The 25,933-nt window shown below is 30.6% G+C and carries 27 protein-coding genes; 9 read left to right on the forward strand and 18 right to left on the reverse strand.

Annotated features, from left to right (window positions below; genetic code table 11):
* From SJY17_RS04715 to SJY17_RS04725, 3 genes are all read left to right on the forward strand, one after another.
* Entirely contained in the window at positions 1-516 is a 516-nt protein-coding gene (locus SJY17_RS04715) for a nuclear transport factor 2 family protein (protein ID WP_397364329.1), read from the forward strand.
* Between the two features lie 96 nt (positions 517-612).
* On the forward strand, positions 613-4,053 hold the full coding sequence (locus SJY17_RS04720) for a T9SS type A sorting domain-containing protein (protein ID WP_397364330.1): 3,441 nt from the start codon (positions 613-615) through the stop codon (positions 4,051-4,053).
* Positions 4,054-4,152: 99 nt separating this feature from the next.
* Complete coding sequence (locus SJY17_RS04725) at positions 4,153-6,246, forward strand: M13 family metallopeptidase (RefSeq protein ID WP_397364331.1); 2,094 nt, start codon at positions 4,153-4,155, stop codon at positions 6,244-6,246.
* A 64-nt stretch (positions 6,247-6,310) separates the two neighbouring features.
* Here the strand turns inward: SJY17_RS04725 and SJY17_RS04730 are convergent, their stop codons facing one another.
* Together SJY17_RS04730 and SJY17_RS04735 are read right to left on the reverse strand one after the other, a co-directional pair.
* Positions 6,311-7,009 (reverse strand): hypothetical protein, encoded by a 699-nt coding sequence (locus tag SJY17_RS04730; protein ID WP_397364332.1) that lies wholly within the window; start codon positions 7,007-7,009, stop codon positions 6,311-6,313.
* Between the two features lie 85 nt (positions 7,010-7,094).
* Positions 7,095-9,395, reverse strand: a complete 2,301-nt coding sequence (locus SJY17_RS04735) for a M28 family peptidase (RefSeq protein WP_397364333.1) — start codon at positions 9,393-9,395, stop codon at positions 7,095-7,097.
* 112 nt (positions 9,396-9,507) lie between these two features.
* Between SJY17_RS04735 and SJY17_RS04740 the strand changes: the two genes are divergently transcribed.
* Complete coding sequence (locus tag SJY17_RS04740) at positions 9,508-9,975, forward strand: CBS domain-containing protein (RefSeq protein WP_397364334.1); 468 nt, start codon at positions 9,508-9,510, stop codon at positions 9,973-9,975.
* On the opposite strand, the gene SJY17_RS04745 is transcribed toward SJY17_RS04740, so the two are convergent.
* The 7 genes from SJY17_RS04745 to SJY17_RS04775 all read right to left on the reverse strand — a co-directional run bounded on the left by SJY17_RS04745 (position 9,976) and on the right by SJY17_RS04775 (position 15,129).
* On the reverse strand, positions 9,976-10,668 hold the full coding sequence (locus SJY17_RS04745) for a hypothetical protein (protein WP_397364335.1): 693 nt from the start codon (positions 10,666-10,668) through the stop codon (positions 9,976-9,978).
* Positions 10,669-10,726: 58 nt separating this feature from the next.
* A complete protein-coding gene (locus SJY17_RS04750; RefSeq protein WP_397364336.1) occupies positions 10,727-11,824 on the reverse strand; it encodes a DUF2891 domain-containing protein in 1,098 nt (365 codons plus the stop codon).
* Position 11,825: 1 nt separating this feature from the next.
* Positions 11,826-12,173 (reverse strand): hypothetical protein, encoded by a 348-nt coding sequence (locus SJY17_RS04755; protein WP_397364337.1) that lies wholly within the window; start codon positions 12,171-12,173, stop codon positions 11,826-11,828.
* A gap of 3 nt (positions 12,174-12,176) precedes the next feature.
* On the reverse strand, positions 12,177-12,713 hold the full coding sequence (locus SJY17_RS04760; protein ID WP_397364338.1) for a GNAT family N-acetyltransferase: 537 nt from the start codon (positions 12,711-12,713) through the stop codon (positions 12,177-12,179).
* Positions 12,713-13,207 carry a DUF6265 family protein gene (locus tag SJY17_RS04765; RefSeq protein WP_397364339.1) on the reverse strand — a complete coding sequence of 165 codons (495 nt, stop codon included), beginning with the start codon at positions 13,205-13,207 and terminating at the stop codon, positions 12,713-12,715. Before SJY17_RS04765 ends, SJY17_RS04760 begins: the two co-directional genes overlap by 1 nt.
* A gap of 92 nt (positions 13,208-13,299) precedes the next feature.
* Positions 13,300-14,766: an ATP-binding protein gene (locus SJY17_RS04770; protein WP_397364340.1), complete on the reverse strand. Its 1,467-nt coding sequence runs from the start codon at positions 14,764-14,766 to the stop codon at positions 13,300-13,302.
* A gap of 156 nt (positions 14,767-14,922) precedes the next feature.
* Positions 14,923-15,129: a hypothetical protein gene (locus SJY17_RS04775; protein ID WP_397364341.1), complete on the reverse strand. Its 207-nt coding sequence runs from the start codon at positions 15,127-15,129 to the stop codon at positions 14,923-14,925.
* Between the two features lie 97 nt (positions 15,130-15,226).
* Here SJY17_RS04775 and SJY17_RS04780 point away from each other — a divergent pair, with 97 nt between their 5' ends.
* From SJY17_RS04780 to SJY17_RS04795, 4 genes are all read left to right on the forward strand, one after another.
* Positions 15,227-15,517 (forward strand): transposase, encoded by a 291-nt coding sequence (locus tag SJY17_RS04780; protein WP_397364342.1) that lies wholly within the window; start codon positions 15,227-15,229, stop codon positions 15,515-15,517.
* Positions 15,508-16,164 carry an IS1595 family transposase gene (locus SJY17_RS04785; RefSeq protein ID WP_397364343.1) on the forward strand — a complete coding sequence of 219 codons (657 nt, stop codon included), beginning with the start codon at positions 15,508-15,510 and terminating at the stop codon, positions 16,162-16,164. The genes SJY17_RS04780 and SJY17_RS04785 overlap by 10 nt, the downstream gene beginning before the upstream one ends.
* A gap of 27 nt (positions 16,165-16,191) precedes the next feature.
* Positions 16,192-16,821 (forward strand): DUF4760 domain-containing protein, encoded by a 630-nt coding sequence (locus SJY17_RS04790; RefSeq protein WP_397364344.1) that lies wholly within the window; start codon positions 16,192-16,194, stop codon positions 16,819-16,821.
* 746 nt (positions 16,822-17,567) lie between these two features.
* Positions 17,568-17,900, forward strand: coding sequence for a single-stranded DNA-binding protein (locus tag SJY17_RS04795; protein ID WP_397364345.1), 333 nt, complete (start codon positions 17,568-17,570; stop codon positions 17,898-17,900).
* A gap of 48 nt (positions 17,901-17,948) precedes the next feature.
* Here SJY17_RS04795 and SJY17_RS04800 read toward each other — a convergent pair whose 3' ends face one another.
* Both SJY17_RS04800 and SJY17_RS04805 read right to left on the reverse strand, forming a co-directional pair.
* On the reverse strand, positions 17,949-18,230 hold the full coding sequence (locus tag SJY17_RS04800; protein WP_397364347.1) for a hypothetical protein: 282 nt from the start codon (positions 18,228-18,230) through the stop codon (positions 17,949-17,951).
* A gap of 287 nt (positions 18,231-18,517) precedes the next feature.
* Positions 18,518-19,471, reverse strand: coding sequence for an endonuclease/exonuclease/phosphatase family protein (locus SJY17_RS04805; protein WP_397364348.1), 954 nt, complete (start codon positions 19,469-19,471; stop codon positions 18,518-18,520).
* A 77-nt stretch (positions 19,472-19,548) separates the two neighbouring features.
* Here SJY17_RS04805 and hflX point away from each other — a divergent pair, with 77 nt between their 5' ends.
* A complete protein-coding gene (hflX, locus tag SJY17_RS04810; RefSeq protein WP_397364349.1) occupies positions 19,549-20,781 on the forward strand; it encodes a GTPase HflX in 1,233 nt (410 codons plus the stop codon).
* A 147-nt stretch (positions 20,782-20,928) separates the two neighbouring features.
* Here the strand turns inward: hflX and SJY17_RS04815 are convergent, their stop codons facing one another.
* The 7 genes from SJY17_RS04815 to SJY17_RS04845 form a co-directional block, all read right to left on the reverse strand.
* Positions 20,929-21,834 (reverse strand): DUF3078 domain-containing protein, encoded by a 906-nt coding sequence (locus tag SJY17_RS04815; protein WP_397364350.1) that lies wholly within the window; start codon positions 21,832-21,834, stop codon positions 20,929-20,931.
* A 116-nt stretch (positions 21,835-21,950) separates the two neighbouring features.
* Positions 21,951-22,454 (reverse strand): DUF2480 family protein, encoded by a 504-nt coding sequence (locus SJY17_RS04820; protein ID WP_397364351.1) that lies wholly within the window; start codon positions 22,452-22,454, stop codon positions 21,951-21,953.
* A 32-nt stretch (positions 22,455-22,486) separates the two neighbouring features.
* Positions 22,487-22,948, reverse strand: a complete 462-nt coding sequence (locus SJY17_RS04825) for a hypothetical protein (RefSeq protein ID WP_397364352.1) — start codon at positions 22,946-22,948, stop codon at positions 22,487-22,489.
* Between the two features lie 15 nt (positions 22,949-22,963).
* Entirely contained in the window at positions 22,964-23,290 is a 327-nt protein-coding gene (locus tag SJY17_RS04830; protein ID WP_397364353.1) for a DUF59 domain-containing protein, read from the reverse strand.
* A gap of 41 nt (positions 23,291-23,331) precedes the next feature.
* Positions 23,332-23,757 (reverse strand): SufE family protein, encoded by a 426-nt coding sequence (locus SJY17_RS04835; protein WP_397364354.1) that lies wholly within the window; start codon positions 23,755-23,757, stop codon positions 23,332-23,334.
* A gap of 84 nt (positions 23,758-23,841) precedes the next feature.
* Positions 23,842-24,660 carry an META domain-containing protein gene (locus tag SJY17_RS04840; protein WP_397364355.1) on the reverse strand — a complete coding sequence of 273 codons (819 nt, stop codon included), beginning with the start codon at positions 24,658-24,660 and terminating at the stop codon, positions 23,842-23,844.
* A 53-nt stretch (positions 24,661-24,713) separates the two neighbouring features.
* A complete protein-coding gene (locus tag SJY17_RS04845) occupies positions 24,714-25,928 on the reverse strand; it encodes an aminotransferase class V-fold PLP-dependent enzyme (RefSeq protein ID WP_397364356.1) in 1,215 nt (404 codons plus the stop codon).
* Between the last annotated feature and the right edge of the window lie 5 nt (positions 25,929-25,933).

The raw sequence follows: 25,933 nt of genomic DNA on the forward strand, positions 1-25,933 counted from the left end.
ATGAAGTTGTTAAATGTTTATGTTTGTTGCTTTCTAGTTGTTTTTTCTTGTAAAGAAAAAGAACAGAAAACAGACGTTGCTTCAATTAAAAAAGAAGTTAATATTAATATTGATAATTGGCATAAAGCAGCTGCAAATGCAAATTTTGAAGATTATTTTAATTTAATGACAAAAGATGGTGTTTTTATAGGTACAGATGCTACAGAAAATTGGCAGATAGATAACTTTAAAGATTTTTCAAAACCTTATTTTGATAAAGGAAAAGCTTGGAGTTTTAAAGCATTAGAGAGAAATATTTATGTCTCTGAAAACCAAAAAATAGTTTGGTTTGACGAGTTACTTGACACTCAAATGGAATTATGTAGAGGATCTGGTGTTTTACAACACACTAATGAAGGTTGGAAAGTAAAACATTATGTGTTATCCATTGCAATTCCAAATGACAATGTAAAAGAGGTAGTAAGTTTAAAGAAAAAAACCGACAGTATACTTAAGCTAAAAATGAAAAAGCAGTAGAATAACCGTACTACCCTATGTATTTTGTCGATGTTTTTGTTAATTCATCAGAGATTTAGCATAAAAACACTATTTTTGAAATAAAAGAAAGCTAAAATGAAAAAATTATTAATCTTAGTTTTTGTGTTATTTGGCACAATAACTTATGCTCAATTTAATCAAGATGCACCTTGGATGAGTTCTTTAAACGCAGAATCAAGGACAAGCACAAACCCAGTTAAATTTCAAGAATTAGTAGATGCTTTTAACACCTATTGGGATACAAGAGATCCTAATGTAAAAGGTAGTGGCTATAAACCCTTTAAAAGATGGGAAGCCTATTGGTCTAATTTTGTAAAAGAAGATGGTACATTACCAACGTCTTTAGAGTTATGGAATACTTATCTTGAAGTAAAAGGTCTAGAAAACAACCAAAGAAGTAGTAGTGTTTTAGTAGATGAAAGTAATTGGGTCCCAGTAGGACCATTTACACATTCTAACACTGGATCATGGTCTTCTGGACAAGGAAGGGTTAATGTGGTTGTTCAAGATCCAAATACTTCTACAACAGTTTATGCAGGAGCACCAGCTGGTGGTTTATGGAAATCTACAGATGCAGGACTAACTTGGAATACTACAACAGATGATTTACCTCAAATTGGTGTTTCAGGAATTGCAATAGATAAAAATAATTCAAATATAATATACATTGCCACAGGAGATGATGATGCTGGTGACTCTTATAGCGTTGGTGTTATGAAGTCTATTGATGGTGGATTAACTTGGAATACTACAGGTCTTAATCCAGCTAATTCACCAGATTCCATGAACGATATTTATATGGATCCAAATGACTCTAATACATTATGGGTAGCTACTAATAATGGGATTTATAAAACAACAGATGCTGGAAATAATTGGAGTAATACTAATGGGACACAAGGTCAAAACATTAGAGATATAAAAATAAAACCAGGAGATTCTAATACAATTTATGCTGTATCTTCAAATCGTTTCTGGAAATCTATAGACGCAGGAAATACTTATACTCAATATACTACTGCTGCTTCTGGATTACCATTAAGTGACGTGTCTAGATATGTTATAGATGTTACTCCTGCAAACCCTAATGTGGTTTATGCTTTAGCAGCAACTAACAATAGCTCATTTAAAGCAGTTTATAAATCAATAAATTCTGGTATTACGTTTACAGAAGTTGCTTCTGTAGCTTCAAATGGAGATATATTTGAATCTACTCAAACTTGGTATGATATGGCATTTGCTGTTTCAGATACTAATGAAAATGAAATATATACTGGTGTTTTAAATATCTGGAAAGGTATTGTATCTGGTAATTCAAGTACTTTTACTAAATTAAATAGTTGGTCAGCTCCTTTTTCATCTGCCTATACACATGCAGATATTCATTTTTTAAGGTTTTTTAATGGCGAGTTATTTGCTGGTACAGATGGAGGTTTTTATAAATCTTCTAATGGTGGAAGTAGCTTTACGGACTTAACAGCTGGAATGCAAATTGGTCAGTTTTATCGTATTGCTGTATCTAAACAAAGCTCTGATAAAATGGTTGGAGGATTACAAGATAATGGTGGTCATGCCTATAATAATGGGCAATGGCAAAACTATTATGGAGCAGATGGAATGGATACAGCTATAGACCCAGCAAATTCTAATTTATATTACGGTTTTATACAATCTGGTGGTGGATTATATTATTCTACAACAGCTGGAGCGTCTTTAAATGGAAGTATTGCAAATCCAGCAGGAGAAAACGGAAACTGGATAACACCTCTTTCAATGTCTAGTGATAGTCAATTGTATTCAGGTTATAATGCCCTATACAAACTACAAAATAATAATTGGGTAGCAGTTTCATCTTCTTTTGGATCTACAATTGATGTTATTGAAATAGATGAAATAAATCCTGCTAATATTTATTTAGCATTAGGAAATGGATTAAATAAAAGTGTAGATTCAGGTTCAACTTTTAATCAAGTCGAAACTTTTAGTTCCAATATCACATCTATAGAAGTTAATAATTTAAACAATAATATTATTTACGTAACAACTTCTGGCTCTAATGGACAAGTATATCAATCTATTGATGGCGGAAACAATTTTACTAACATATCATCAGGACTACCTAGTGTAAGTAAAAATAGCATTAAACATCAAAATTTACACTCTAAAAACCCTTTGTTTTTAGGAACTAGTTTAGGCGTTTATAGATATGATGATGATACATTAACATGGGAATTGTTTAATATAGGCTTACCAAATGTTACAGTTAGAGATTTAGAAATTAATATTACAGATAATAAAATTACTGCTGCAACTTATGGTAGAGGTATCTGGCAATCTACTATTCCAACAGAATTAGCATCTACAGATGTAAAATTAGTAGCAGTTAGTGGAATAAGTACAGCTATAGATTGTAATACAAACATAACACCTAATGTAGAAATTGAAAATAATGGAGTTAGTACAATAACTTCAGTAGATTTTACATATCTAATAGATGGTACTCCTAATGCATTTAATTGGACAGGAAGTTTAGCTTCAACAGCTACAACAACTGTAACATTACCTCAGTTTTCATTATCTAAAGGTCAGCACACCTTTGAAGTAAGTAGCACAACAGCAAATGATGCCTATTCAATAAATAATAATTCTGAACAAAGTTTGATAAATGCTAATGATACTGGAACAGTACAATTAGTTAATACTTTTGAAACACCACAAGAAGAATTATTAGTTTTTGATGAAGGTGAAACAACACAATACTGGACTAGAGGAATACCAAATGGAGCTGTTTTAAATAATCCTAATAACAACCTTAATAACCAAGTATATGGAACAAATTTGTTAGGAGATCATGCTAATAATACTAAAAGTTATTTAGTGTCAGAATGTTATGATTTAACACAGTTGGCAAATCCTGAACTTAAGTTTGATATGGCTTTTGAACTTGAATTAAATTGGGATATTGTTTATGTAGAATATACCCTAGATCAAGGGTTAACATGGACCGTTTTAGGAACTGCATCAGATCCAAATTGGTATAATAGTAGTACAGCTACAGGAGAAAACAACACGTGTTTTAATTGTCCAGGAGCGCAATGGACTGGAACAAATGCTACTTTAACAGAGTATATTTATAATTTGACCCCTTTTAATTCAGAAACAAGTATAATGTTTAGAATTGTATTCCATTCCGATCAATCTGTTGTAGAAGAAGGAGCAATTATAGATGATTTTGTAGTAAGAGGAAATGTTTTAAGTGTTGATCAATTTAATACAAATAGTTTTTTAGTATATCCAAACCCTTCAAAAGGATTATTTAATATAAAGACTAAAATTAATCAAACATTTAATGTCAATGTTTTTGATGTAACAGGTAAAATTATATATCAAAAAAGTCATGTTAAAACAAATAATAATACTTATCAACTAGATTTAAGCAACTATTCTAATGGTGTTTATTTTTTAAATTTAGAAACAAGTTTAGGAAAAACTACTAAAAAGTTAATTGTTAATTAATTGTTAATTTAAACTTAAATAAAGCACCATGTACTCAGTATATAGGTGCTTTTTTTATATCTTCAAAAAAATAAATTCGCTTATATAAACACTATTAATATGAAAATCAATCTTAAAAAAACTACTGTAATTGGTGTGATTGGATGTTTGACCATCTTAGGATGTAAAGAAGACAAAACATCACAACCAACTGCACAATTAGAAGTCGTACCTGGAATTAATTTAGACTATATGGATAAAACTGTAGAAGCTAAAGAAGATTTCTTTAAATACGTAAACGGAAAATGGTTAGAAAACAACGAAATCCCAGATGACCAATCTACTTGGGGAAGTTTCCAAGAACTACGTAAAAAAACAGATGCAGATGCTTTAGGTATCTTGAAAGCTGCAATGTCTGATAATAAAGATCTTGAAAGTATTAAAGTATTACCAGGATCTGATCAGGAAAAAGCAGTACACTATTACCAAACTATAATGGATACTGTAGGTCGTAATAAGCTAGGAATTGACCCTGTTAAACCATATTTAGCAAAAATTAATGCTATTAAAAACATAGAAGATATACAAGATTATATGATAGATATGCAACCTAAAGGAGGAGGAGGTCTATATGGTTTTGGTGTTGGTTCTGACCCAAAAAATAGTAATCGTAATGTTGCATATTTAGGAGGAGGAAGTACAGGTTTACCAGATAGAGATTATTATGTAAAAGATGATGAAGACTCTAAAGAAAAAAGACAAAAATATGTAGCGTTTATTACTAATATGCTACAGTATTTAGGAGATAGTGAAGCAGAAGCACAAGCACAAGCCAATCAGATTTTAGCTTTTGAAACTAGATTAGCTGAAGCAAAAATGGACAAAGTAGATAGACGTGATGCACGTAAGCGTTACAATCCAAGATCTATTGAAGAGGTACAAAAAATGGTTCCAGCAGTAAATTGGAAAAAATTTATATCTGGTATTGGTGTTAAAAAGCTAGACACTGTTATTATTGGTGATTTAGGATATTTTAATAGATTGCAAGAAGTATTAGCAGAAGACAATATTGATGCAATTAAAACCTATTTAAAATGGGATGTGTTTAATAGTGCAGCAGGTTTTTTAAGCACAGATATAGAAACTGCTAACTGGGAGTTTTACGGTAAAGAACTAAATGGTTCTAAAAAGCAAAGAGCAAGAGATGAACGTGCTTTAGGATCTTTAAATAGAACTATTGGTGAAGCTTTAGGTAAATTATATGTTGATAAAAAATTTCCACCTGAAGCAAAAATAAAAGCAGAAAAAATGATTAAAAACGTAATATTAGCATTTGAAAATCGTATAAACAAGTTAGACTGGATGAGTCCAGAAACTAAATTAAAAGCAATCGAAAAATTAAAAGCAACAAAAATAAAAATTGCTTATCCTGATAAATGGAAGGATTATTCAGATTTACAAATAAGTAGTGTTGAAGATGGTGGATCTTATCTACAAAATTCTTTAAATGCTAGTGCTTGGAATTTTAAAGATGATTTAAATAAATTAGGAAAACCTGTTGATAAAAGCGAGTGGTATATGGCTCCTCAAGTTGTTAATGCTTATTTCAATCCTTCATATAACGAGATTGTTTTTCCAGCTGCAATATTACAACCACCTTTTTATAATTTTAATGCAGATGACGCTGTTAATTATGGAGGAATCGGAGCAGTAATCGGACATGAAATTTCGCATAGTTTTGATGACTCTGGTTCTAGATACGATAAAGACGGAAACCTTAACAACTGGTGGACAGATGAAGATTTAAAACAATTTGAAGGTTTAGGAAAAAAATTAGCAGATCAATATAGTGCTATTGAAGTATTGCCAGAAACAAATATTAATGGTGCTTTTACTTTAGGAGAAAATATTGGAGATTTAGGTGGTGTTTTAGCTGCTTATGATGCTTTACAAATGACTTTTAAAGATGGTAAACCAGAAGATATTGATGGTTTTACTGCAGAGCAACGCTTTTTCATGAGCTGGGCAACTGTGTGGAGAACAAAAATGCGTGATGATGCTTTAAAAACTAGAATTAAAACAGATCCACATTCTCCAGGAATGAATAGAGCTGTTCAACCATTATTAAATATTGATTCGTTTTACGAAGCATTTGGTATTAAAGAAGGAGATAACATGTATATTGCTCCAGAAGACAGAGTTAGAATTTGGTAGAAACCAACAACATTAAATAAAAAAGCCTTCCAATTTGGAAGGCTTTTTTATTTAATACTAAATTTTAATTTTTTGTTTCTGTACTTGGTTGTTGAGACGATAAAGCATTTTTTGCAAGAAATGCCATATTAAAATTAGGCTCTATTGCCAAAGCTTTATCAAGAAGCAATAAGGCAGCATTTACATTTGTTTCTTTGTTTTGGTTAAACTTAACCAAAGCGTCTAGATAATAAAAAGCGGCTTTTAATGACACTGTATAGGGTTGCTGGGTTTCATAAAAACTTTTCCCTTGCGTATCTTTTACTTGTGCTAATCCTAAGTCAACATATTTTTTAGCTTCTATAAGCTTGTTTAAATTTAGATTTATTTCAGCTAACTCATAGGCAACTTGAGTGTTTTGAGATTTATCATAAATAGCTTTGTAAAAAGGTAAAGATCGTTCTATTTCTCCTAAAGATTTTAAAGCAACAGCTTTTACTTCTAAAGCAATATCAGAATCAGAAGATTTAAATTCAATACCAATAGTATTTAATGCTTGAGTAAATTTTCCGTCATTTAAATAAACATAAGCTAAGGTGTCTTTTCTAGCTTGAGATGGTTTTAAAACATTAAGATGTGTTAGTGCATTAATCACACCTTGAACATCTCCTTGAGTTTTCATTTGTTTATAATAAGCTTCATAATGTTTAACTAAAGCGTCATTGTTCTGTGCAACAGCACTAAAACTGAAACAAAAAAGTAATAAGTAAAATATATTCTTCATTTTTTTAAAATTTAATTGTTTCAAAACTAAAAAAATAGTTGACTTAAAGTCTTAAAATAGTATTAATTAATGTGTCATATAAACTTTATTGGATAGTTATTGTTTTTTTTACAATAACAGCATCATTTAATATAAACCCTTTTGGTATCATATTATTAGATCTTGGAGGTATACTAAACAACGGATTGTTTAACAAATCAAACGAGGCTTCAAATAATTGCAAACTTGTTTTTTGATTTTTTGGGACACTAATTTGTAAGTCAAGCATTTCGTTTTTACTAACAAAATAACTAAACAACCTATTTTTCTTTCGGTTGTTAAAAACTAACGAATCTCCTTCAGCTCGATAAGCATCTACACCATTAATTTTAAAGGATTTAAAAAGATTGGTTGAATCTGAAAACACTTCCATGCGTTGCACTGCTCTTTGAGGCATAATACAAATATTAAAAAAACGTGTATTACCAATAATGGTATCATTAGAGATTTCAATTTTTGGTTTTGGAATGGCTTTTATAGGTGCATTTGATGCATAAGTAAAGCCTGAAGCATATTTACTTCCAAAAGTATCTTTGTTTAATGCTGTAGCTATACTTGGTGACTCTCCTAAAAAATTTGTAGTATAAGTGTCTAAAACTTTGTCATAAGTTGCCCAAAAAGCAGAGTTTGTATCTGTGTTTAAAGTATAAACTAAACTATTAGGTTTAGGAGTGTCAGGCATAAAACTAGAATTAAAATGCGCTGTAAAAAAGGCAATAATCCCAAATAAAAACAACAAGTAACTCCAACGTTTTTTATGTTTTAAGAAACCGAAAACTGGTAAACAAAGCCCAAAAATTAAAGTCACAAAAATAGCACTAACTACTAACATTTTTAAACCTAATCCAACAGGAAACATTTTAACTAAAGGAGATAGGATAAACAAAACCGGAATACATAAAACAGCCATCAATATTAGGTTAGGCTGTTTTTGTCTAAGCATTATAAAGAATGCTAATAAACCAAAATAAACAGGAATAATAAAAAAGCTAGCACCTTTTAATTGCAAAGCAATTGCAGTACAAATAATTAGCCAAAAAGTTAGTGGAGCAACTATTAAACTAACTGTATTAGTGACTTTGTAAACTTTACTATATAATAGAAAACAGATACCTAAACTAAGTAGTACAAACAACCAAATATAAGTATGACCATTATAAGTAAATCCTTGAAGGATTTCGGCATATTTAGGATATAATATATTAATAAATTTCCAGCCCAAAAACCCAACCAGTCCGCAAAAAATTAAACTGAATATAAAAGCGGAAAAGCCTTTACCAACATCTTTTAATTGTAGTTTTCTGTTTCTAAAACCATAAATTAATAAACCAATAAATAATCCTATTGCTAATAATAACATTGGTATAATCCAACTAAATGGGTAAATCACAGTTTTAAAAAAAGGAATATTAAAATAAATATAATCTTCAATGCTTTTAATTGTTGCTAAATCAGTTTTACTAAAATGATGCAATAAAGGCATAATATAAGTCCCTTGATGCTCTAAAGTATTTCTGTCTAATCTTGCATAGTTGTCAAGTGCTGTGTGGTAATCAAAATGATCATCGATAAAAGCAAAGTTAAAACCATCAATATCTCCATCGCGTCTAAAAACCGTTAAATCCGTATCGTTTGGTAGCATTTTATAAATACTATAAGCTAAAGAGTTTGCTACAGGAAACTCTGGGTTTGCTGCTACAAACTCTTTCATTAAGTTAGCATTTCCTCCATTAGTTTCAATTAACATATAACTTGGGCCACCACTACCTCGTGCTTCAAAATTTAAAACTAAACCAACATCTTTTGCCCATTCATGTTGGTTAACAAATAAATCTGCTCCATTTAAACCTAATTCTTCAGCATCTGTAATACCAATAATAATATCATTTTTAGGTTGCTTACCATTGCTTAAAAAAGCACGTAATCCTTCTAAAATAGTAACAACTCCAGAACCAGCATCACTTGCTCCAATTGCACTATGTGGATTACTATCGTAATGCGTTAATAGCATTAAAGCTTTAGTGTTTTCTGTTCCTTTTATTCGTGCTAAAATATTAATAGGTTTAGCTAAATTCCCCCATTTACTAATGGTATAACCTTCTTGAAGCTGCGTTTGTAAGCCTAATTTTTGTAATTCTGAAACAATATAGTTTCTAACTTTTGTGCTTTCTTCACTTCCAGTATAATGTGGTTTCTTTGAAATTTCTGCAAGCTGTATTAATGCTCTATCTGTAGAAAATTGATTTAAAGGCGTCTCTAAATTTGAGATTGTATTAGGTAAAAGCGCATCAAAACTAGAATAAATTGCAGCACAAATAATTAGAAGAGCAATTGCTTTTTTTAGCATTTTTGGAAGGTTTAATTGGTCGTTATAAAAGTAGTAAAATATTAGATGCTTTATTGATTTAGGATAACTAATTAAAAATCAGTAACTTTAGTTGAACTAAAAATAGAAAGGTATGGGAATTAAAAGTTTTGAAGGATCAAGAAAAGGACAATTACAAGCAGATACAAATCAATCCTTAAAAGTTAGTGATTATATGACAAGAGATTTAATAACTTTTAAAGTAACCCAAAGTGTAGATGAGGTTATTGATACCTTAATAAAGCATAAAATTTCTGGAGGTCCAGTTGTTAATGATAAAAATGAATTAATAGGTATAATTTCTGAAGGTGATTGTATCAAACAAATTAGCGAAAGCAGATATTACAATATGCCATCTCAAAATAATAGTGTTGAACAACATATGGTTAAAAATGTAGAAACTATTGATGGAAATCTTAATGTTTTTGATGCAGCTAATAAATTTTTACAGACCAAACGTAGACGTTTTCCTATTGTTGTGGATGGTAAATTAGTAGGTCAAATTAGCCAAAAAGATATTTTAAAAGCTGCCATGCAGTTAAAAGGTCAAAACTGGAAATAGTTATACACGACCATGCTTAGGTCGTAACGCATCAGGACTATCTGTAATTAAAATTTTGTCTTTGTCTTTTGCTGTAATAGAAGCTACACTTGAGTAGTTATAATCCTTAACAGGATTATCTAGTTTAATCCATTTGACATATCCAGCAACTGTAATACGTTCTCCAACTTCTACAATTGCTTCGCTATAACGAAGTTGTTTGTTAAAGCCAAACAAACCTTCAGATTCAATATTATAATACTTTAATAGTTTTTTAAATTCTGGTGTAGGATCATTCCAAGTTCCAGAATTTGTTTTTTCGTCTGTAATTAAATAATCATAGTAGTTTTTTGGGACTTTAGTTGGTAAAACAACTACGCGTTCTCCTGTTTGTTCTATAAAAAAATCTTGTATTTGCTCTTCATCTACCATTGTTTTCCAGTAAGAATTTTTACCACTACTTACTTTTTTTTCAATTTTCATTTTATAAAACACACACTTACGCTTGCTTAAAGGTGCGATTAAAGCGTCTTCAATATTAAGTGCATTACCTTCAATCTTAGAATAGGTATTGGTTTTTAAACTACTAATACGTTGGTGTTGTAGGTTTTTTAGTCTTCTTAACATAATAACTTTAGGACTAAAGTAATAGATTAAAAATGCTACAATAGCAAAAGCGCAAACAGCAAGAGTTATAATGATTGGTGTGGTCATAATAATCGTTTAGGTTATTACTTTATTAGTATTACAAATTAAAAATTAGTTACAACTATTACTTACCAGCTTTTAAAGCATACAAAGCAAAAGAGGCTAGCCAATGTGCTCCAGCATATTCTCCAGTGTCCATTTTGTTATAACTAGCATTAAAGTGTGTATTTGCTAAAGCAATCATTTTTTGGTTGTTTAAAATTTGTCCCATTTCATACAAACACCAAGCACGACTAAAATTAAGTCCATCTAAATGTGCCATCTTTCCATCAGATTTATCAACGACTTCCACTGTGTTTATAAATTTTGAAGGGTTGTTTTTAAAGTCAGGTAAAAAGGCATCTAACCATTTTACGTACTCTTCTTTTGGTAATACTTTTGCCATTAAAGAGGCTTCTTGTAAACAAGGTGATAGAAAATCAAAGCCTCCAGGTTCCCAAGTTATTGGGCAACCTTCATCTTTTAGATAAAACAGTTTTGCTCTTTTAATAATTACTTGCTCTAATTTTGGGCTGTATTTTTTAGCATAATCTAAAGCAAAACTCATCCCAAAAGCAGTATTTGGATGCTCTCCAACACGTATTGGATAGTTTAATTTATTAAAAAATTTGATGCACTTACCTTCAATAAGCTGTGTTAAAGGCTCTAGGTTTTTAGCAAATTCTTTACCTTCTGGTGTGTTCCATTCATTTAAACTTTCGGCTAGTTTTAGTAGCCAAGCCCAACCATAAGTACGCTCAAAAGTACTGTTATATTTGTCATCAAAGTATTGGATTTCTTTTAAAATATTGTCTTTAGTTAAAGTCAATTTTAGCTTTGCTAAAATAGCATCACGTTGCTTAAATTCTGGAAAGTCTTTAAGCAGATTAACTAATGTCCAATGACCATGTACAGAACTGTGCCAATCAAAACAACCATAAAACGCAGGATGTAATTCTTGAGGTGTTTTTAAATAGCTATTGTCACCCAAAACTTGACCTAACTTATTTGGGTACTCTTGATCCACACAATCATAAGCAAAATGATATAAGTAATTGGCTTTTTTTTTGTCAAGCGGTATTGAAGTTACATTTACTTCATCTGTTTTAGTAGTATTTTTATTTTCTGTTTTATTGTTACAGCTTAAACTTAAAAGCAATGATAATAATAATATGTATCTCATTTTATTGACGTTTTACAAGTGCATAAAAATCGTTATCCAAAGGTAAATACCCTTGATCGTAAACAAAGTAATATATAGTTCCAGCTTTAGTTGTATAAACACTAGTAAAGTAATTAAAATCGAAACCTTTGGCTTCTAATTTAGTTTTGGTTGTCTTCGTTTTTTGGTCAGGGTTTAAACTTTCTAAAATGCGCCAATTTTTACGTAAGCGGTTATTAATGTTTCTAATTAGGTTTTTTCCGTCTTTGTTAACCTTATTGTTATGGGCATTCCTACAACCATCACTACAGAATTTTTTATCTATGCGTCCTACTATTTTATCTCCACATTCTGGACAAGTTTTAGTCATAATTTATTTATTTGGGTTTTTAATTGAGTACCAACGTAAGTCTAGTTTTTCTTCTTCAAAGTAAAAGTCTTCTTCATAAGTTAGTCCTATTTTTAAAAGTGCATTGTGTGATGCTTCATTTCCTATTTCTGTAGTTCCATAAATTTCAGGTAGTTTCATGACGTTAAATGCATAGTCTACAGCTGCTTTTCCTGATTCTGTTGCATAGCCTTTATTCCAAAAACGTTCAATTAACCTGTAGCCAATGTCGTAATATTTGGTAAAGCCATTCATGTTATATTCTGTATTTAATCGTATTCCTGACCAACCTATAAAGTCACCAGAAGTTTTTTCGACAACTGCAAATCTACCAATACCACGATCTACATATTGTTGTTTTACATTGTCAATTATTTTTTTAGCTTCATCTATTGTTTTAATAGGTTTATTACCTAAATATCTGTGTACTTTTGGGTTGGAATCAAGTTCAAACATACCTTTTAAATCAGTACTTCTAAGCTCACGAAGGATTAATCTTTCGGTTTCTATGTTAATTGTCATTATTGTTTTTTGTAATTAAATTTTACTTCTTCTGTTGTACCTTCTTCTTCAATAACTACGTAAATATTAATTTCTGTATCGCTTATTTTTTCAAAAGTAAACTGATCAAAATAGGCTCTGTTATCTTCAATTTTAATCAACTTAGCATCTACAGTTTCGTCTTTTTCTTCCCAACCTTTAAAGTCGTTTCCAAAGTGTTTAAGTTGAAAAATAAGAGTGTCGTCTACTTCTCTAATACCACCAAGTTCGTAAAAAACAACCTTTCCATCGCTAACTAATTTAAAGCTAAACATCATAGAATCGCCAAGTGGAGGACTCCATATTTCTTCTGTAATTCCTCCAAAAGCTTCACCTTTCCAGTGACCTTCCATCCAACTTACTTGAGATAAATCAGCTTTTGGAGATGTCATTCCATCTTCAAACTTTAATGTATTGGTTTGTGCTTTACAACTTGTAAAAGCTACAATAAGCACTATGATTGCTAGGTTTTTCATTTTTATTTAATTTCTTACAATAGGCATCTATATACATTGAGGGACAAATGACCGATTAGTTTATGGTTTAATTAATTCTACAAGTTAAAAAACTAAACAGCCCAATAGGGTACATACTTAGCAAACTTAGTAGATTGATTGTTAGGGTCTTCTAGTTTAATTCTTCCTAAATCTATCGCTTGTTTTATTAGCAATGATATTTGTGGTCTTTGATGAGTAGTCATTCTAAGCCTTTCTCTTAAAGACTTGTTAGTCAAGGAGCCATTAGACAAAAATTGAATTACACTGTGCTGATAAACAGACTCTATTCTTTCTTCTTGGCTCATTTCTGAAAACTTTCTAGGGCTATACATAATAACCTTAAAAGAATTGGTTCCTTCAATGAATTTAAGTGGAGGAAGCCCATATAATTCTATTGCCATAACGGATTTTTGAAACCCTGACCCTCTCTCTTCACAGATACCATATTGTCTAAATGATTTAGCAAGAAATTCGTTTCTAGATTCTGGAGTAGTACCTATAAGTCTATCTAGTTTTTTTGTTGGTAAAAGTTTTCCAGGATTAGATATTTCTATTCTGTCTTCAAAAATCTCAATCATTGGACTTGTGCCTCTTATGCTGAAATCCTGATGAACAAGCGCATTTGCAACTAATTCTCTAATAGCTATTTCTGGGTATATAGATGTAGTTTTTCTTAAGGCTTTCTCGATTATTTCACTACTTGGTAGCTTATCCATAGTAAACTGTATCAAATCTTTAAATCTAATAGCGTATCCTTTATTCCCTGTCCACTCTCTTTCGGTTTCAGTTTTGTTTTTGCCCTTATATTTAATAAGTCTAACAGCTTTCCTTGATAGAGATTGGAATTGTTCAAGATTTTTTGCACAAGCTAATGCGCCAAAGTTTGTTACATAATAACCACTGTCGTCAATAGATTTAATTAGCTTTTCATCTTGCATCCAATTCAAAATTTCTATCTTATTTTCTGGAAGTCTATATTCTAAAAGTTCTGCAATTGATTTATAGTCTAAAAGACTAAGAACATCAACATCACTTAATAGTCTTGAGCAATGTAATTCTTCAAACTGTGGAGATTTACTATTCAACATTAATGAACCTATCTCTTGTCTTGACGCTGTTCTGGTTGTTCCTCCTGACCTAATATAGGTTTGTTCTAATGATTTCCCTCTCTCATGAGAAGGCTTTGAAAGACTTTCTTTAATATAAATGAAAAGCAAAACCTTACCTGAATAAGACGCTAAACGATGCTCTATTCCTATTGGAGGCTCGACAGCATCTCTTCCAATACTTGCTAACTGATCTATAATTTTAGAAGCATCTTCTTGCTCAATACCTATTATTTTAGCATCATTATCTCTAATTCCAAAAACAAGATAGCCTCCTCTAGGAAGATTAGACATAGCTATTAAATGCTGTTTTAACTTTTCTTTGTTAGGAGATAATTTTTCTTTCCAATCAAGTTCATTTAATTCGTTTGGAATAGGGCTTAGGCTTTGGTCTAATAGACCTACAGCTCTGTTTAACCAATTGTCGGACATATTATTTAACTATTCTAATTAAGTAAGAACTCATTGATAATCAGCGAGTTAGTAAATTTTTAACGATTCTAGTTAAGTAAAAAAGAGTTTTATTAACACCTTATCAACAAATTATTCTTTACAAGGAAAGACATCGTTTTAAACAAATGTAAAAAATTAATAATGTTTTACCTTAAATATCTGAAAATCTGTTAACTCTATTGGAAATTCTTTTTTTCTTACCAAAGTCCAATAACTTGGAAAATCCTCATCTTTTACAAATTCAGTAATCTTTTTTAGGTTTCCGAACGTACCTAATACTATTCCGTTTTTAAGAAGCACGAAATTATACTGGTTTTCTTTTCTCTCTTTGTATGTAGTCATATTACAAAACTACAAAAATATTCGGAAATAATTGTATTAATATTTTTATATGTCAATATATTCGAATATATTTGTATTATAATTAAAACCAAAGATTATGAATTTTAAATCACTACCTCAATTATTAGACTATTTCAAGGATGAAGATACTTGTATAGCTTACTATGAGCAGACACGTTGGAATGGAAACGTTGTTTGTCCTCATTGTGGTAGTGAGCGCACGTATAAAACGAATAGAGGTCATAAATGCGCTAACAACGAATGTTATAAAAAGTTTACTGTAAAAGTTGGGACTATATTTCATGGTTCTAAAATTCCTTTTAGAATCTGGTTTGCTTCTATATGGTTGGCTACTTCTCAAAAAAAGGTATTTCATCTGTGCAATTAGGAATTGATTTAGGAATCACTCAAAAAACTGCATGGTTTGTATTACACAGAATTAGAGAAATGCTAAAGGAGAAATCACCGCAAATGTTGGGAGAAAATAATGTAGTAGAATCTGATGCTACATATATTGGTGGTAAAGAAGGAAACAAGCATTTAAACAAAAAACGTTCGCAAGAGCATAAACACTTAACTAACGAGGGTAAAGTATTTGTGCCAAAGAAAACGGTTATAGGTATTATTGAACGTAACGGTAAAGTAGCTTTAAAGCATGTATCTGGAGAAACAACTCAAAATATGGTAGATTTTGTGACGACACACGTTCCAAAAAACGCTACTATATATTCAGATGAAGCACATGCGTACAGAAAGTTAAATAAATATTACACTCACGATAACGTTAAGCACTCTTTAAATATATACGTTGAAGGTTCTGTACATACTAATACTATTGAGAACTTTTGGAGCGTTTTAAAGCGTGGTTTGTATGGTGTTTATCACCAAGTAAGTGAGAAGCATTTAGAGCGTTATTTAGATGAGTATGCAGCGAGGTTTAATACTCGTCATTTATCTAGTCGCGAGCGATTTGATAATTTTTTAGTAGAAGCCGAGAGTGTTTTAAGCTATAAATCTTTGACTAACTTGAATTAATCATTAACTTAGTGTTAAACTAAAGATATGAAACACGAGGTAAAAATAAATTATAAAATTAAATACGTTTGGATTGGTATAATATTGATGTTATTAGTGGGGGTAATACTATTTTCAGTTCTTAATTATTATGACATTTATTTTGGAGTAAGAGAAGTTATTATATATATAGCTGGAATCACTGCAACATTAACACTATTATATCATTCGTTTAGTTTAGAATATCAAATAAATACGCAGAGAAAAAACACTGATCTTTTAAGGGCTAAATATACATATGAGATAATATCACAATGGACGAACCCTAATATGAGAGATTGTGTAAATACGGTTAGAGTGATGTTAAAAACACCAGCAAGACAGAAGGAATTAGAAAACATGACTAAAATAGAGGATTTTGCAGATTATTTGCAAAAACATCAAAAAGAAAGAAGTTATCTTGTTCAAACTCTAAATTATTTTGAAAATATAGCCACTATGATAGAAACAGACCATATTGATAGAGAAATAATTAAAAAAGCTTTTAAGTCTTTATTTGTAAGTTATTATAATGTTTTAAGGAATTACATAGATTTTCGACAAAAAGAATATCCAGACAGTTGGATGTATTATGAAAAAATATGTAAAATATGGATTGAGGATAATAAAACGGCATAAAAATTGTTTTACATACACATATGTAGTATATTTTTATATATTTACAATAATTAACACTTAAAAATTAAACTTTTTGAATATGAAAAATCTTGGCAGAGATGGCGTTAATACTAGAGGCGTCGACGGACTTTAAATTTATTAAACAATTATAAAAAAGAAAAAGGAGCGCTTAAAAACGTTCCTTTTCTTGTATATAAACTGTCATTTTTTCATGTAATACATTTATAACAATTATTTAACATTTCATGAATAAAGAACAACAAAAGCCTAAACCAAAAGACAAGGCTTTAAAAATAAACGGAACTTTAGACGATGTTCTAAAAGTTTCTGTTCCTAAGCCAAAAGCAAAGGAATAGCATCGGTTTTGACCGTATAGTTAGAGTTATCTCAACTGAGAAACATTAACAAGTGCAACACGTTAATTGAAATAAGTGCAACCTTTAATTTGATTTATTCGGCAAGATGCTCACGCTCTGTGTTTCCGAAAGGTGGAATTTCAATCGTGGATTAAAGGTCTTATTACTTCCAAAAAAAAAGCGTAATCATCGCTTCATTAACTTATTATGTTTTCTTGTCCCTCTTTGTATATAGATGCCTTACAATATACACATTATTCGTTTACAAACGACAACAAACGTTTACAATCGACATTAAATGCGTAACAACCGACTAAAATTTGGATGCTGTTTTATGTTTGCAGTGTCAAATAGAACTAATGAAATTTGATATAATAAAAACCTTATCTTATGAATACGTTAAGAAACAAAGTACAGTTAATTGGTAACCTTGGACAAGATCCAGAAATCATTAATTTAGAATCAGGAAAAAAATTAGCAAAATTCTCTTTAGCTACAAACGAGAGTTACAAAGATGCTAATGGAACAAAACAAACCAAAACAGATTGGCATAATATAGTAGCTTGGGGAAAAACTGCAGATATTATTGAAAAGTATGTTGCTAAAGGAAAAGAAGTTGCAATAGAAGGGAAGCTAACTACTAGAACTTGGGAAGACAAAGATGGTATGAAGCGTTACATTACAGAAGTAGTTTGTAACGAGTTATTGATGTTAGGGAAATAGTAAAACAGTGATTTAATATTTAAAATGGCTTGCAATTGCAAGCCATTTTTATTTTTTTTCTAATTCTTTTATTTGAAGGACTTCACTATAATCATTCAAACACTCATTGGTGTAAAACCGTCTTATTTTAAAATTATATTGCTCTCCTAAGTTAAAGTTCTCAATTTTTACAAACCTGATTTTTAAAGTATCAGCTGTATTTCTAACAATATATTTTTTTGATTTATAAGTTAATGTTCCTTTACTAGTATAGGTGTCACTAGGACAGTATTGTTTTACACTTCCACAAGAAGTTATTAAAATTAATAACGCAAGTATTTCTTTTTTCATAATTAGTTTCATGAGAAATTAAGATGACTTTATTGTAATATACGTAAGAAAAACCTTATTGGTTCATTCTTTTTGCTGTTATATTACTAATATAGTAGAAGTTACGTTTTTAAAAAAGGTTTTGCTTTTAAAATTTAATATAAGTCGCTCATTTATTGGATTTTACAGATAGTAAGCCACCTTTTTTATACTATGAAATATAATCAGTATTTCGCTTTTTTAATAATTGATGTTTTGGCTTGATTTAATATTTTACATAAAAAAAGGCTTGCAATTGCAAGCCTTTTTTATTTTATATTCAATATCATATAGACCGGAAAATGATCACTATAACCACCTTTATATTTTTTTCCAACATAAGTACGATATGGTGTGCCTTTATACTTTCCGTCTGATTGTTTTAAAAAATCAGCATCATAAATATCTGCTTTAACAAAGCGAAGTTTGTTAGAATGTCGTTTTAAAAAATTGTGTGTTATTATTATTTGGTCAAATAAATTCCATTCAGAATGATGACTTGTTGTACCTCTATCTATAGATAATAAGGTTTCCATTGGGTTAAATAAACCTTGATTTGTTGTTAATTGATCAACACTAATATCAGAAGGGTTATCATTAAAATCTCCCATTACAACTATTTTAGCATTAGGTAAACTATTTTTTAATGTACTTATAATAGACTGTAAATGGTTTGAGGCAGTAATGCGTTTATGTTCTCCACTTCGTCTTGATGGCCAATGGTTGACTAAAAAGTGAATTGGTTCGCCTAAAAAGGCTCCAGAAACCAATAAAATATCTCTAGTGTAATCTGGTGACCCATCGTCATCTTTAAAACTAAAAGTAAAAACTTCAGAGGTTGACACTTTAAATTTTTTGCTGTCATAGATAAAAGCAACATCAATACCACGTTCGTCCTTACTATCGTAATGCACAAATTGGTAAGGATATTCTTTAAGGTGTTTTGAAGCAATTAAATCTTTTAAAACTGCTTCGTTTTCAACTTCAGCTAATCCAATAATTGCTGGATGTGTATTGGTTTCTTTTCTTCCAATATTGGAAATTGCATAGCCAATTTTGCGTAACTTGTTTTTGTAACGTTTGATGGTCCATCGTTTTTCAGAAGTTGGCGCAAAGTCATCATCACGCGTTAAATCATCTTTATAAATATCAAATAAGTTTTCGATATTATAAAATGCAATGGTCTGTTTGTTGGTCTTTGCTCTAAAGAGATTAAAATTCAATTAAATAAAATTTAGAGCCTAAAAATAGCAAATTTATTATGGTTACAATTATGTAACTTTGTAGTATAAATTATTATATGATAGAAAAGAAAGATATAGAGCTTGAAAAAGCAGTTTTAATTGGTGTTGTGACTAAAGATCAAAATGAAGAACAATCTAAAGAGTATTTAGACGAGCTTGAATTTTTGACCTTTACTGCTGGAGGAGAAGTAAAAAAACGCTTTACCCAAAAAATGGAGTTTCCTAATCCTAAAACTTATATTGGAACAGGAAAAATGGAGCAAGTACGACAGTACATTGAAGATAATCATATTTCTACTGCTATTTTTGATGATGAACTATCATCTTCTCAAGAGCGTAACATTAGTAAAATATTAAACGTAAAAGTATTAGATCGTACCAATCTAATACTAGATATTTTTGCACAACGCGCACAAACAAGTAGTGCACGAACACAAGTAGAATTAGCACAATGCGAATACCTTTTACCAAGACTTAGAGGTATGTGGACACACCTAGAGCGTCAAAAAGGAGGTATTGGTATGCGTGAACCAGGAGAAACAGAAATAGAAACAGATAGACGTATTGTACGCGACAAAATAGCCTTGCTTAAAGCCAAAATAAAGACCATAGACAAGCAAATGTCTGTACAACGTGGTAATCGTGGTAAAATGGTACGTGTAGCTTTAGTAGGTTACACAAATGTTGGTAAATCTACTTTAATGAATACTGTAAGTAAAAGTGCAGTATTTGCAGAAAATAAATTATTTGCCACTTTAGATACAACTGTAAGAAAAGTAGTGATCCAAAACTTACCATTTTTATTAACAGATACCGTAGGTTTTATACGTAAACTTCCAACGCAATTAGTAGAGAGTTTTAAAAGCACATTAGACGAAGTCAGAGAAGCAGATTTATTGCTACACATTGTAAATATCTCACATCCTAATTTTGAAGACCACATTGCTTCTGTCGAGAAAATTTTAGGCGAGATTGATAGCTCAGACAAACCAGTAATCATGGTTTTTAATAAAATAGATGCTTATAAAGCCAAACCATTTGACGATACAGATTTAATAGCCCAACGTACAGGAGAGCATTACTCACTTGCAGAATGGAAAAAAACATGGATGAATAGAGTAGGTAAAAACAATGCTTTATTTATTTCTGCACTAAATAAACAAAACTTAGAAGAGTTTAAAAAACGTGTCTATGATGAAGTTAGAGATATACACGTTACACGTTTTCCATACAATCATTTTCTGTATCCAGATTATGATTATGAAAACATGGGAAAAGAAGAAGAGTAAAAGTTGGGCGTTACCCTAAAAAGGGTCAGGCTCTCAGCAGTCGCTCTCTGCGAGGAGCTCCAACAAATGCTTCCATCCTTAACGCAAAAAAAACGCTTCCCAAAAAAGGGAAGCGTTTTTTATAGTAATAAAAATTACTTAAGTTTATTATAATTGGTAGTTTAAACCAACTAACCAGTAAGACTGTAATTTGTTATCTGCTGCAGATAATGTTGTTCCTTGGAAGTTTGCAGCTTCTTGTCTGTTGCTTCTTAAACCAAAGTCAAAACCAACACCAATCATTTTCCATAAGTTATACCCAAAACTGTTTATCCAAGTAAAGTTAGATAAATCACCATTTTTGTAAGATTGGAAAGTAGAAAAGTTAGATTTAAAACTAACAGCACCAATTTGACGTGTATAGTCAGCTACAATTTTTGCTCCTAAAGAAGATTCGAAAACTGCATCATTCTTTGCAAAAACAAAGTTGTAGTTTAATGGATGAGCAACAACTACTAAGTTTTCAATAGGTGTCCAAGTTAAACCAACTCCTAAATCTAAATATCCAGGATCGTTAAAGTTATTTAAGATAGTAGTTCTGTATTCTCCTAAAGTAGATATTGCTAAGTTTTTAGCAATGTTTCTTCCGTATAAAGACGTAATATTAAATACATCTGTAGTTTCGTTAAAATCTTCACTATCAGTTGCAATATCTTTATTGTCTAATTTTACCCAACCTAAGTTTACATTAAGATTGTTTCTCCAGAAAAATTTGTCTTCAATTAAGTTAGCAAAACCATTAACTGTAAAACCAATGTTACCAGATGCATTGTTAGCAGCACCTTGAGAGTACCAGTTGCTAAATTCTGAAATGCTTCCACCAATAGTACCAAAAGCACCTTTTCTCCATCCTGGAAGTGCGTCTATTTGTGCTTGTAATGCATTTGCTTCAGCTTGAGCAGCATCTGCTACAGCTTGTTTTTCTGCTTTTTGAGTAGTTAACTCTTCTTTTGTTTGGGCATTCATAGAAATCATTCCGATAAAAAATGCACCTACTAATAATATTTTTTTCATAAAGTTTAAGTTTTTAATAAAACGGTTGCAAAGATAGTGTTTAGTTATAATTTTATAAAAATATAACAGAATTGTAAATGATTAATAATCAATTAATTAAGTAATTAACAGAGTTGTTAACGTTTAAATAAAGGCACAAAAGAACACGCCTCTCCATACATAATAGATTTAGCAAAAGGTTTTAGCCTGTTTGTTATCATAACATAAGCGTTTATAGGCACTGGCTTGTTACTGCAACCTTTAATTATAACAGGTTTATCTTGATAGATTTTACCATCAATTGCATTAATAATGTCTTGATAAATGGATGTCTCTAACTCCTTAAGTGAGCCAATATGGCATTTTTCGACAAAAGGTTCTAAATTAACGACTAAAAGCATAAAAGCCCAATCTGGAATGATTGCATCTGCTGAACAAGTGATAGAAACATACTGGTTTTTGTACTGACTCCAATCATGATTTTTGATATAACCTCTAAAATCCTTCTCTTTTAAAACCAATTCTTGGAATAGCCAATCTTTAATATCAAAAAGCACACGTTTGCCTTCAGGATAATAATCCTCAAGGTCTATGGTTACTAATTTGCTATTCGCTACGCGATTTATAATTTGGTCTGCCATAAAAGATTTAATAGTCTAAGTTTATAATTAATTTAATCTTTAAATATTATATAGTCACTTAAATCAATATTAACTTTTTTGTAATAGAATTCTATTTTTCCTTTTAAAATCAAATAATCCTTAGTTAGTTCAATGATTTTAAACTCATCATATTCATCAATTTTTAAAGAGTCATTTTTTAACTTGTATAATTTTTTACTTCCATTTCCATAAAAATAATATGTAACATATTTTTTATTTATTTTCATGTACCTATTTAGGTAACTTTTATCAATCTTAATATTTGAGTTTTCTTTAGTAGTTTTTAGGGTATCTCCTTCTTTATTATAAACAATTAATTCACCAACATTGACTTTTGAATTTAATGAATCAGATTTTGTTTCTATAAGTTGCCAAGTAGCAATTAAATCTTTTTTGTAATTTTTTTGCCCATATAAAGTTTTTCCAATCAACATGAGAAAGAAAAAGATACTAAGTGTTTTAATATGATGCATAAATTTTAACAACTATTAAAGCATCCCAAGTTCTAACTTAGCTTCTTCACTCATTAGATCTTGTGTCCAAGGTGGATCAAAAGTAATTTCTACTTCTGCATCTTTAACTTCGTTTAAAGATTTTACTTTCTCTTCTACTTCTAAAGGTAAAGTTTCTGCAACTGGACAGTTTGGAGTTGTTAATGTCATTAATATTTTAACGTCGTAATCTTCGTTAACAAAAACGTCGTAAATCAACCCTAGTTCATATATATCCACTGGGATTTCTGGATCAAAAATGGTTTTTAAAACCTTAACTATTTTTTCTCCTAATGCTGCTGTATCTATAGTTGTGTCGCTCATCAAAAATTTATTTATAAGATTCCTGCCTACGCAGGAATGTACTATTTAAGTTGTGTTTGGTATGCAATTGCATACATTTTTAATTGCTTAATCATGCTTACTAAGCCATTTGCTCTAGTTATAGACAAATGTTCTTTTAATCCAATTTGATCTATAAAATCTGTTTTAGCTTCAATAATATCTTTTGGATGTTGGTTTGAGAACACTCTAATTAGTATTGCTATTATTCCTTTAGTTATTATAGCATCACTATCTGCAGTAAAGGCAATTTTATCTTCGTCCATTTCTGCATGTACCCAAACTTTACTTTGACAACCTTTAATAATATTGTCTTCGGTTTTAAATTTTGATTCAATTAATGGAAGTGATTTGCCTAAATCTATCATGTATTGATAACGCTCTTCCCAGTCGTCAAACATAGAAAATTCATCAATAATTTCGTCTTGTATTTCTTTTATAGTCTGCATTGGTCTAAAAAATTTCGAATACAAAATTAATCAATATTCACTGATATATTACTAATTGTTGTCTTAAAGATAAATGTAAAAATTTTAGTTTTCAGTTTTAGTTTTCTGAGTTGTAAAACTTAAAAGTTTATTAACTAATTCTGCAATCTCTTTTGGTGGGTTTCCATCATCAAAAGCTTGTGTTTGATAAGTTTCTCCTTTTACTTTTATGGTTAAACTAGCAACAGCAGCTCCATCATATTGATGTGCTTTACTAGGCGCTTCTAACTTGCTTAATGCCTTAAGATCTATTGCTTCTGTTAAGCTTTTTAAAATATCCCAATTTTCTCTGCTACAAGCATTTGTAGCTTCTTTTGCTGTCCTGCTTAATTGTGTCTTAATATTGTTTTGATCGACCTTAACCATTTTAAAAGTTCCTCTTGTAATTGCAGAGTATTCAAAATATAGTCCGTCATCTTGTGTTTGTGCTATTTTAGAGCTGATTATTTGATCTGCACTTATTAACTCTTTTTTGTTTTTTAGTAAGGTAATTTTATTATCGTTTAAATTAAATTTATTAGTTTTTTCAATGGTTTTAAAAAAGGTTGTCTCAATCTCATTTCCACTGTCAGCACACATTTTTTTAGTTGACATTAGCGGTCCAAAAGTAATTTTATTACCATCTACTGTATAAGTTCCAGAAAAATTATTGCATCCAGAAAAACCTGATACACGTTTTGTACTGTCATCAAAATTTAGCGTTAATTCTTTGTCAAGATTATTTTTACTATCTAATGTAGTAACTATAAAGTTTCCGTTAAGTGTGTTTTCTGTCATGTCTGCATTTAAGTTAGTTGTTGCATCTTTTGATGCGCCACAACCATTTAGTAGGATAGAAAATAGTAATATAGTAATTGTTTTCATTGCAATAATATTTTGGTATTTGATTATAATATTACAAAAAAGAAGCCAAACTATCAGGATAACATCATTTTTGCTTTTTTCACGCCTTCAACCAAAGCGTCAATTTCTGTTTTTGTATTGTAAAATGCAAAGGAAGCACGTATGGTTCCAGGGATTTTATAAAAATCCATTATTGGCTGTGCACAATGGTGTCCAGTACGTACTGCTATACCCATTTTATCTAATAAAGTACCAACATCATAAGGATGAATACCTTCTAAATTAAATGAAATTACAGAGGTTTTATTTTTTGAAGTTCCGTAGATTTTTAGACCTTCGATTTTTAATAATTGCTGTGTTCCGTATTTTAAAAGCGATTCTTCATATTTAGCAATTGCATCAAAGCCAATAGTATTCATGTAGTCTAAAGCTGCAGCAAAAGCAATTCCACCGCAAATATTAGGTGTTCCAGCTTCAAATTTATGAGGTAATCCTGCGTAGGTTGTTTTTTCAAAAGTAACTTGATCAATCATTTCTCCTCCACCTTGATAAGGTTGCATTTTATTAAGCCATTCTTCTTTTCCGTACAACATTCCAACTCCTGTTGGACCACAAATTTTATGAGCAGAAGCAACATAAAAGTCAACATCCAATGCTTGTACATCTGGTTTAATATGTGGACATGCTTGTGCACCATCTATTAAAACAGCTGCACCAACCTGATGTGCTTTTTTAATAATTGTTTTAATAGGATTAATGGTTCCTAAAGCATTTGATATATGATTGACAAAAACAAGTTTTGTTTTGTCTGATAATAAATTATTATAGGTATCCATATCTAATTGTCCTTCCAATGTCATTGGAATTACTTTAAGAATAGCTCCTGTTTTTTCGCACAACATTTGCCAAGGGACAATATTGCTGTGATGCTCCAAAGCCGAAACAATTAACTCGTCATCTTTTTTTAATAACGTTGCAAAGCCATTTGCGACTAGGTTTATACTATGTGTTGTGCCTGAAGTAAAGATAATCTCGTAGGCATTTTTTGCATTAAAATGTTGCTTAACTGTCTGTCGTGCAGCTTCATATTTATCTGTTGCTTCTTGACTTAAAGCATGTACACCTCTATGGATGTTAGCATTATAATTAGAGTAATAATCTACAATAACATCTATAACCTGTTGAGGTGTTTGTGATGTTGCTGCGTTGTCAAAATACACCAATGGTTTACCATTTACTTTTCGAGAAAGTATAGGAAAGTCTTGTCTTATTTTGGTGATGTCTAGCATAACTC

The organism is Olleya sp. R77988, assembly GCF_044594215.1.
In the GTDB taxonomy this organism is placed as follows: domain Bacteria; phylum Bacteroidota; class Bacteroidia; order Flavobacteriales; family Flavobacteriaceae; genus Olleya.

Excerpts from the sequence above, each read along its gene's own strand:
- SJY17_RS04715 (WP_397364329.1), top strand. The coding sequence starts at position 1 with ATGAAGTTGTTAAATGTTTATGTTTGTTGCTTTCTAGTTGTTTTTTCT.
- SJY17_RS04720 (WP_397364330.1), top strand. The coding sequence starts at position 613 with ATGAAAAAATTATTAATCTTAGTTTTTGTGTTATTTGGCACAATAACT.
- SJY17_RS04725 (WP_397364331.1), top strand. The coding sequence starts at position 4,153 with ATGAAAATCAATCTTAAAAAAACTACTGTAATTGGTGTGATTGGATGT.
- SJY17_RS04730 (WP_397364332.1), bottom strand. The coding sequence starts at position 7,009 with ATGAAGAATATATTTTACTTATTACTTTTTTGTTTCAGTTTTAGTGCT.
- SJY17_RS04735 (WP_397364333.1), bottom strand. The coding sequence starts at position 9,395 with ATGCTAAAAAAAGCAATTGCTCTTCTAATTATTTGTGCTGCAATTTAT.
- SJY17_RS04740 (WP_397364334.1), top strand. The coding sequence starts at position 9,508 with ATGGGAATTAAAAGTTTTGAAGGATCAAGAAAAGGACAATTACAAGCA.
- SJY17_RS04745 (WP_397364335.1), bottom strand. The coding sequence starts at position 10,668 with ATGACCACACCAATCATTATAACTCTTGCTGTTTGCGCTTTTGCTATT.
- SJY17_RS04750 (WP_397364336.1), bottom strand. The coding sequence starts at position 11,824 with ATGAGATACATATTATTATTATCATTGCTTTTAAGTTTAAGCTGTAAC.
- SJY17_RS04755 (WP_397364337.1), bottom strand. The coding sequence starts at position 12,173 with ATGACTAAAACTTGTCCAGAATGTGGAGATAAAATAGTAGGACGCATA.
- SJY17_RS04760 (WP_397364338.1), bottom strand. The coding sequence starts at position 12,713 with ATGACAATTAACATAGAAACCGAAAGATTAATCCTTCGTGAGCTTAGA.
- SJY17_RS04765 (WP_397364339.1), bottom strand. The coding sequence starts at position 13,207 with ATGAAAAACCTAGCAATCATAGTGCTTATTGTAGCTTTTACAAGTTGT.
- SJY17_RS04770 (WP_397364340.1), bottom strand. The coding sequence starts at position 14,766 with ATGTCCGACAATTGGTTAAACAGAGCTGTAGGTCTATTAGACCAAAGC.
- SJY17_RS04775 (WP_397364341.1), bottom strand. The coding sequence starts at position 15,129 with ATGACTACATACAAAGAGAGAAAAGAAAACCAGTATAATTTCGTGCTT.
- SJY17_RS04780 (WP_397364342.1), top strand. The coding sequence starts at position 15,227 with ATGAATTTTAAATCACTACCTCAATTATTAGACTATTTCAAGGATGAA.
- SJY17_RS04790 (WP_397364344.1), top strand. The coding sequence starts at position 16,192 with ATGAAACACGAGGTAAAAATAAATTATAAAATTAAATACGTTTGGATT.
- SJY17_RS04795 (WP_397364345.1), top strand. The coding sequence starts at position 17,568 with ATGAATACGTTAAGAAACAAAGTACAGTTAATTGGTAACCTTGGACAA.
- SJY17_RS04800 (WP_397364347.1), bottom strand. The coding sequence starts at position 18,230 with ATGAAAAAAGAAATACTTGCGTTATTAATTTTAATAACTTCTTGTGGA.
- hflX (WP_397364349.1), top strand. The coding sequence starts at position 19,549 with ATGATAGAAAAGAAAGATATAGAGCTTGAAAAAGCAGTTTTAATTGGT.
- SJY17_RS04815 (WP_397364350.1), bottom strand. The coding sequence starts at position 21,834 with ATGAAAAAAATATTATTAGTAGGTGCATTTTTTATCGGAATGATTTCT.
- SJY17_RS04820 (WP_397364351.1), bottom strand. The coding sequence starts at position 22,454 with ATGGCAGACCAAATTATAAATCGCGTAGCGAATAGCAAATTAGTAACC.
- SJY17_RS04825 (WP_397364352.1), bottom strand. The coding sequence starts at position 22,948 with ATGCATCATATTAAAACACTTAGTATCTTTTTCTTTCTCATGTTGATT.
- SJY17_RS04830 (WP_397364353.1), bottom strand. The coding sequence starts at position 23,290 with ATGAGCGACACAACTATAGATACAGCAGCATTAGGAGAAAAAATAGTT.
- SJY17_RS04835 (WP_397364354.1), bottom strand. The coding sequence starts at position 23,757 with ATGCAGACTATAAAAGAAATACAAGACGAAATTATTGATGAATTTTCT.
- SJY17_RS04840 (WP_397364355.1), bottom strand. The coding sequence starts at position 24,660 with ATGAAAACAATTACTATATTACTATTTTCTATCCTACTAAATGGTTGT.
- SJY17_RS04845 (WP_397364356.1), bottom strand. The coding sequence starts at position 25,928 with ATGCTAGACATCACCAAAATAAGACAAGACTTTCCTATACTTTCTCGA.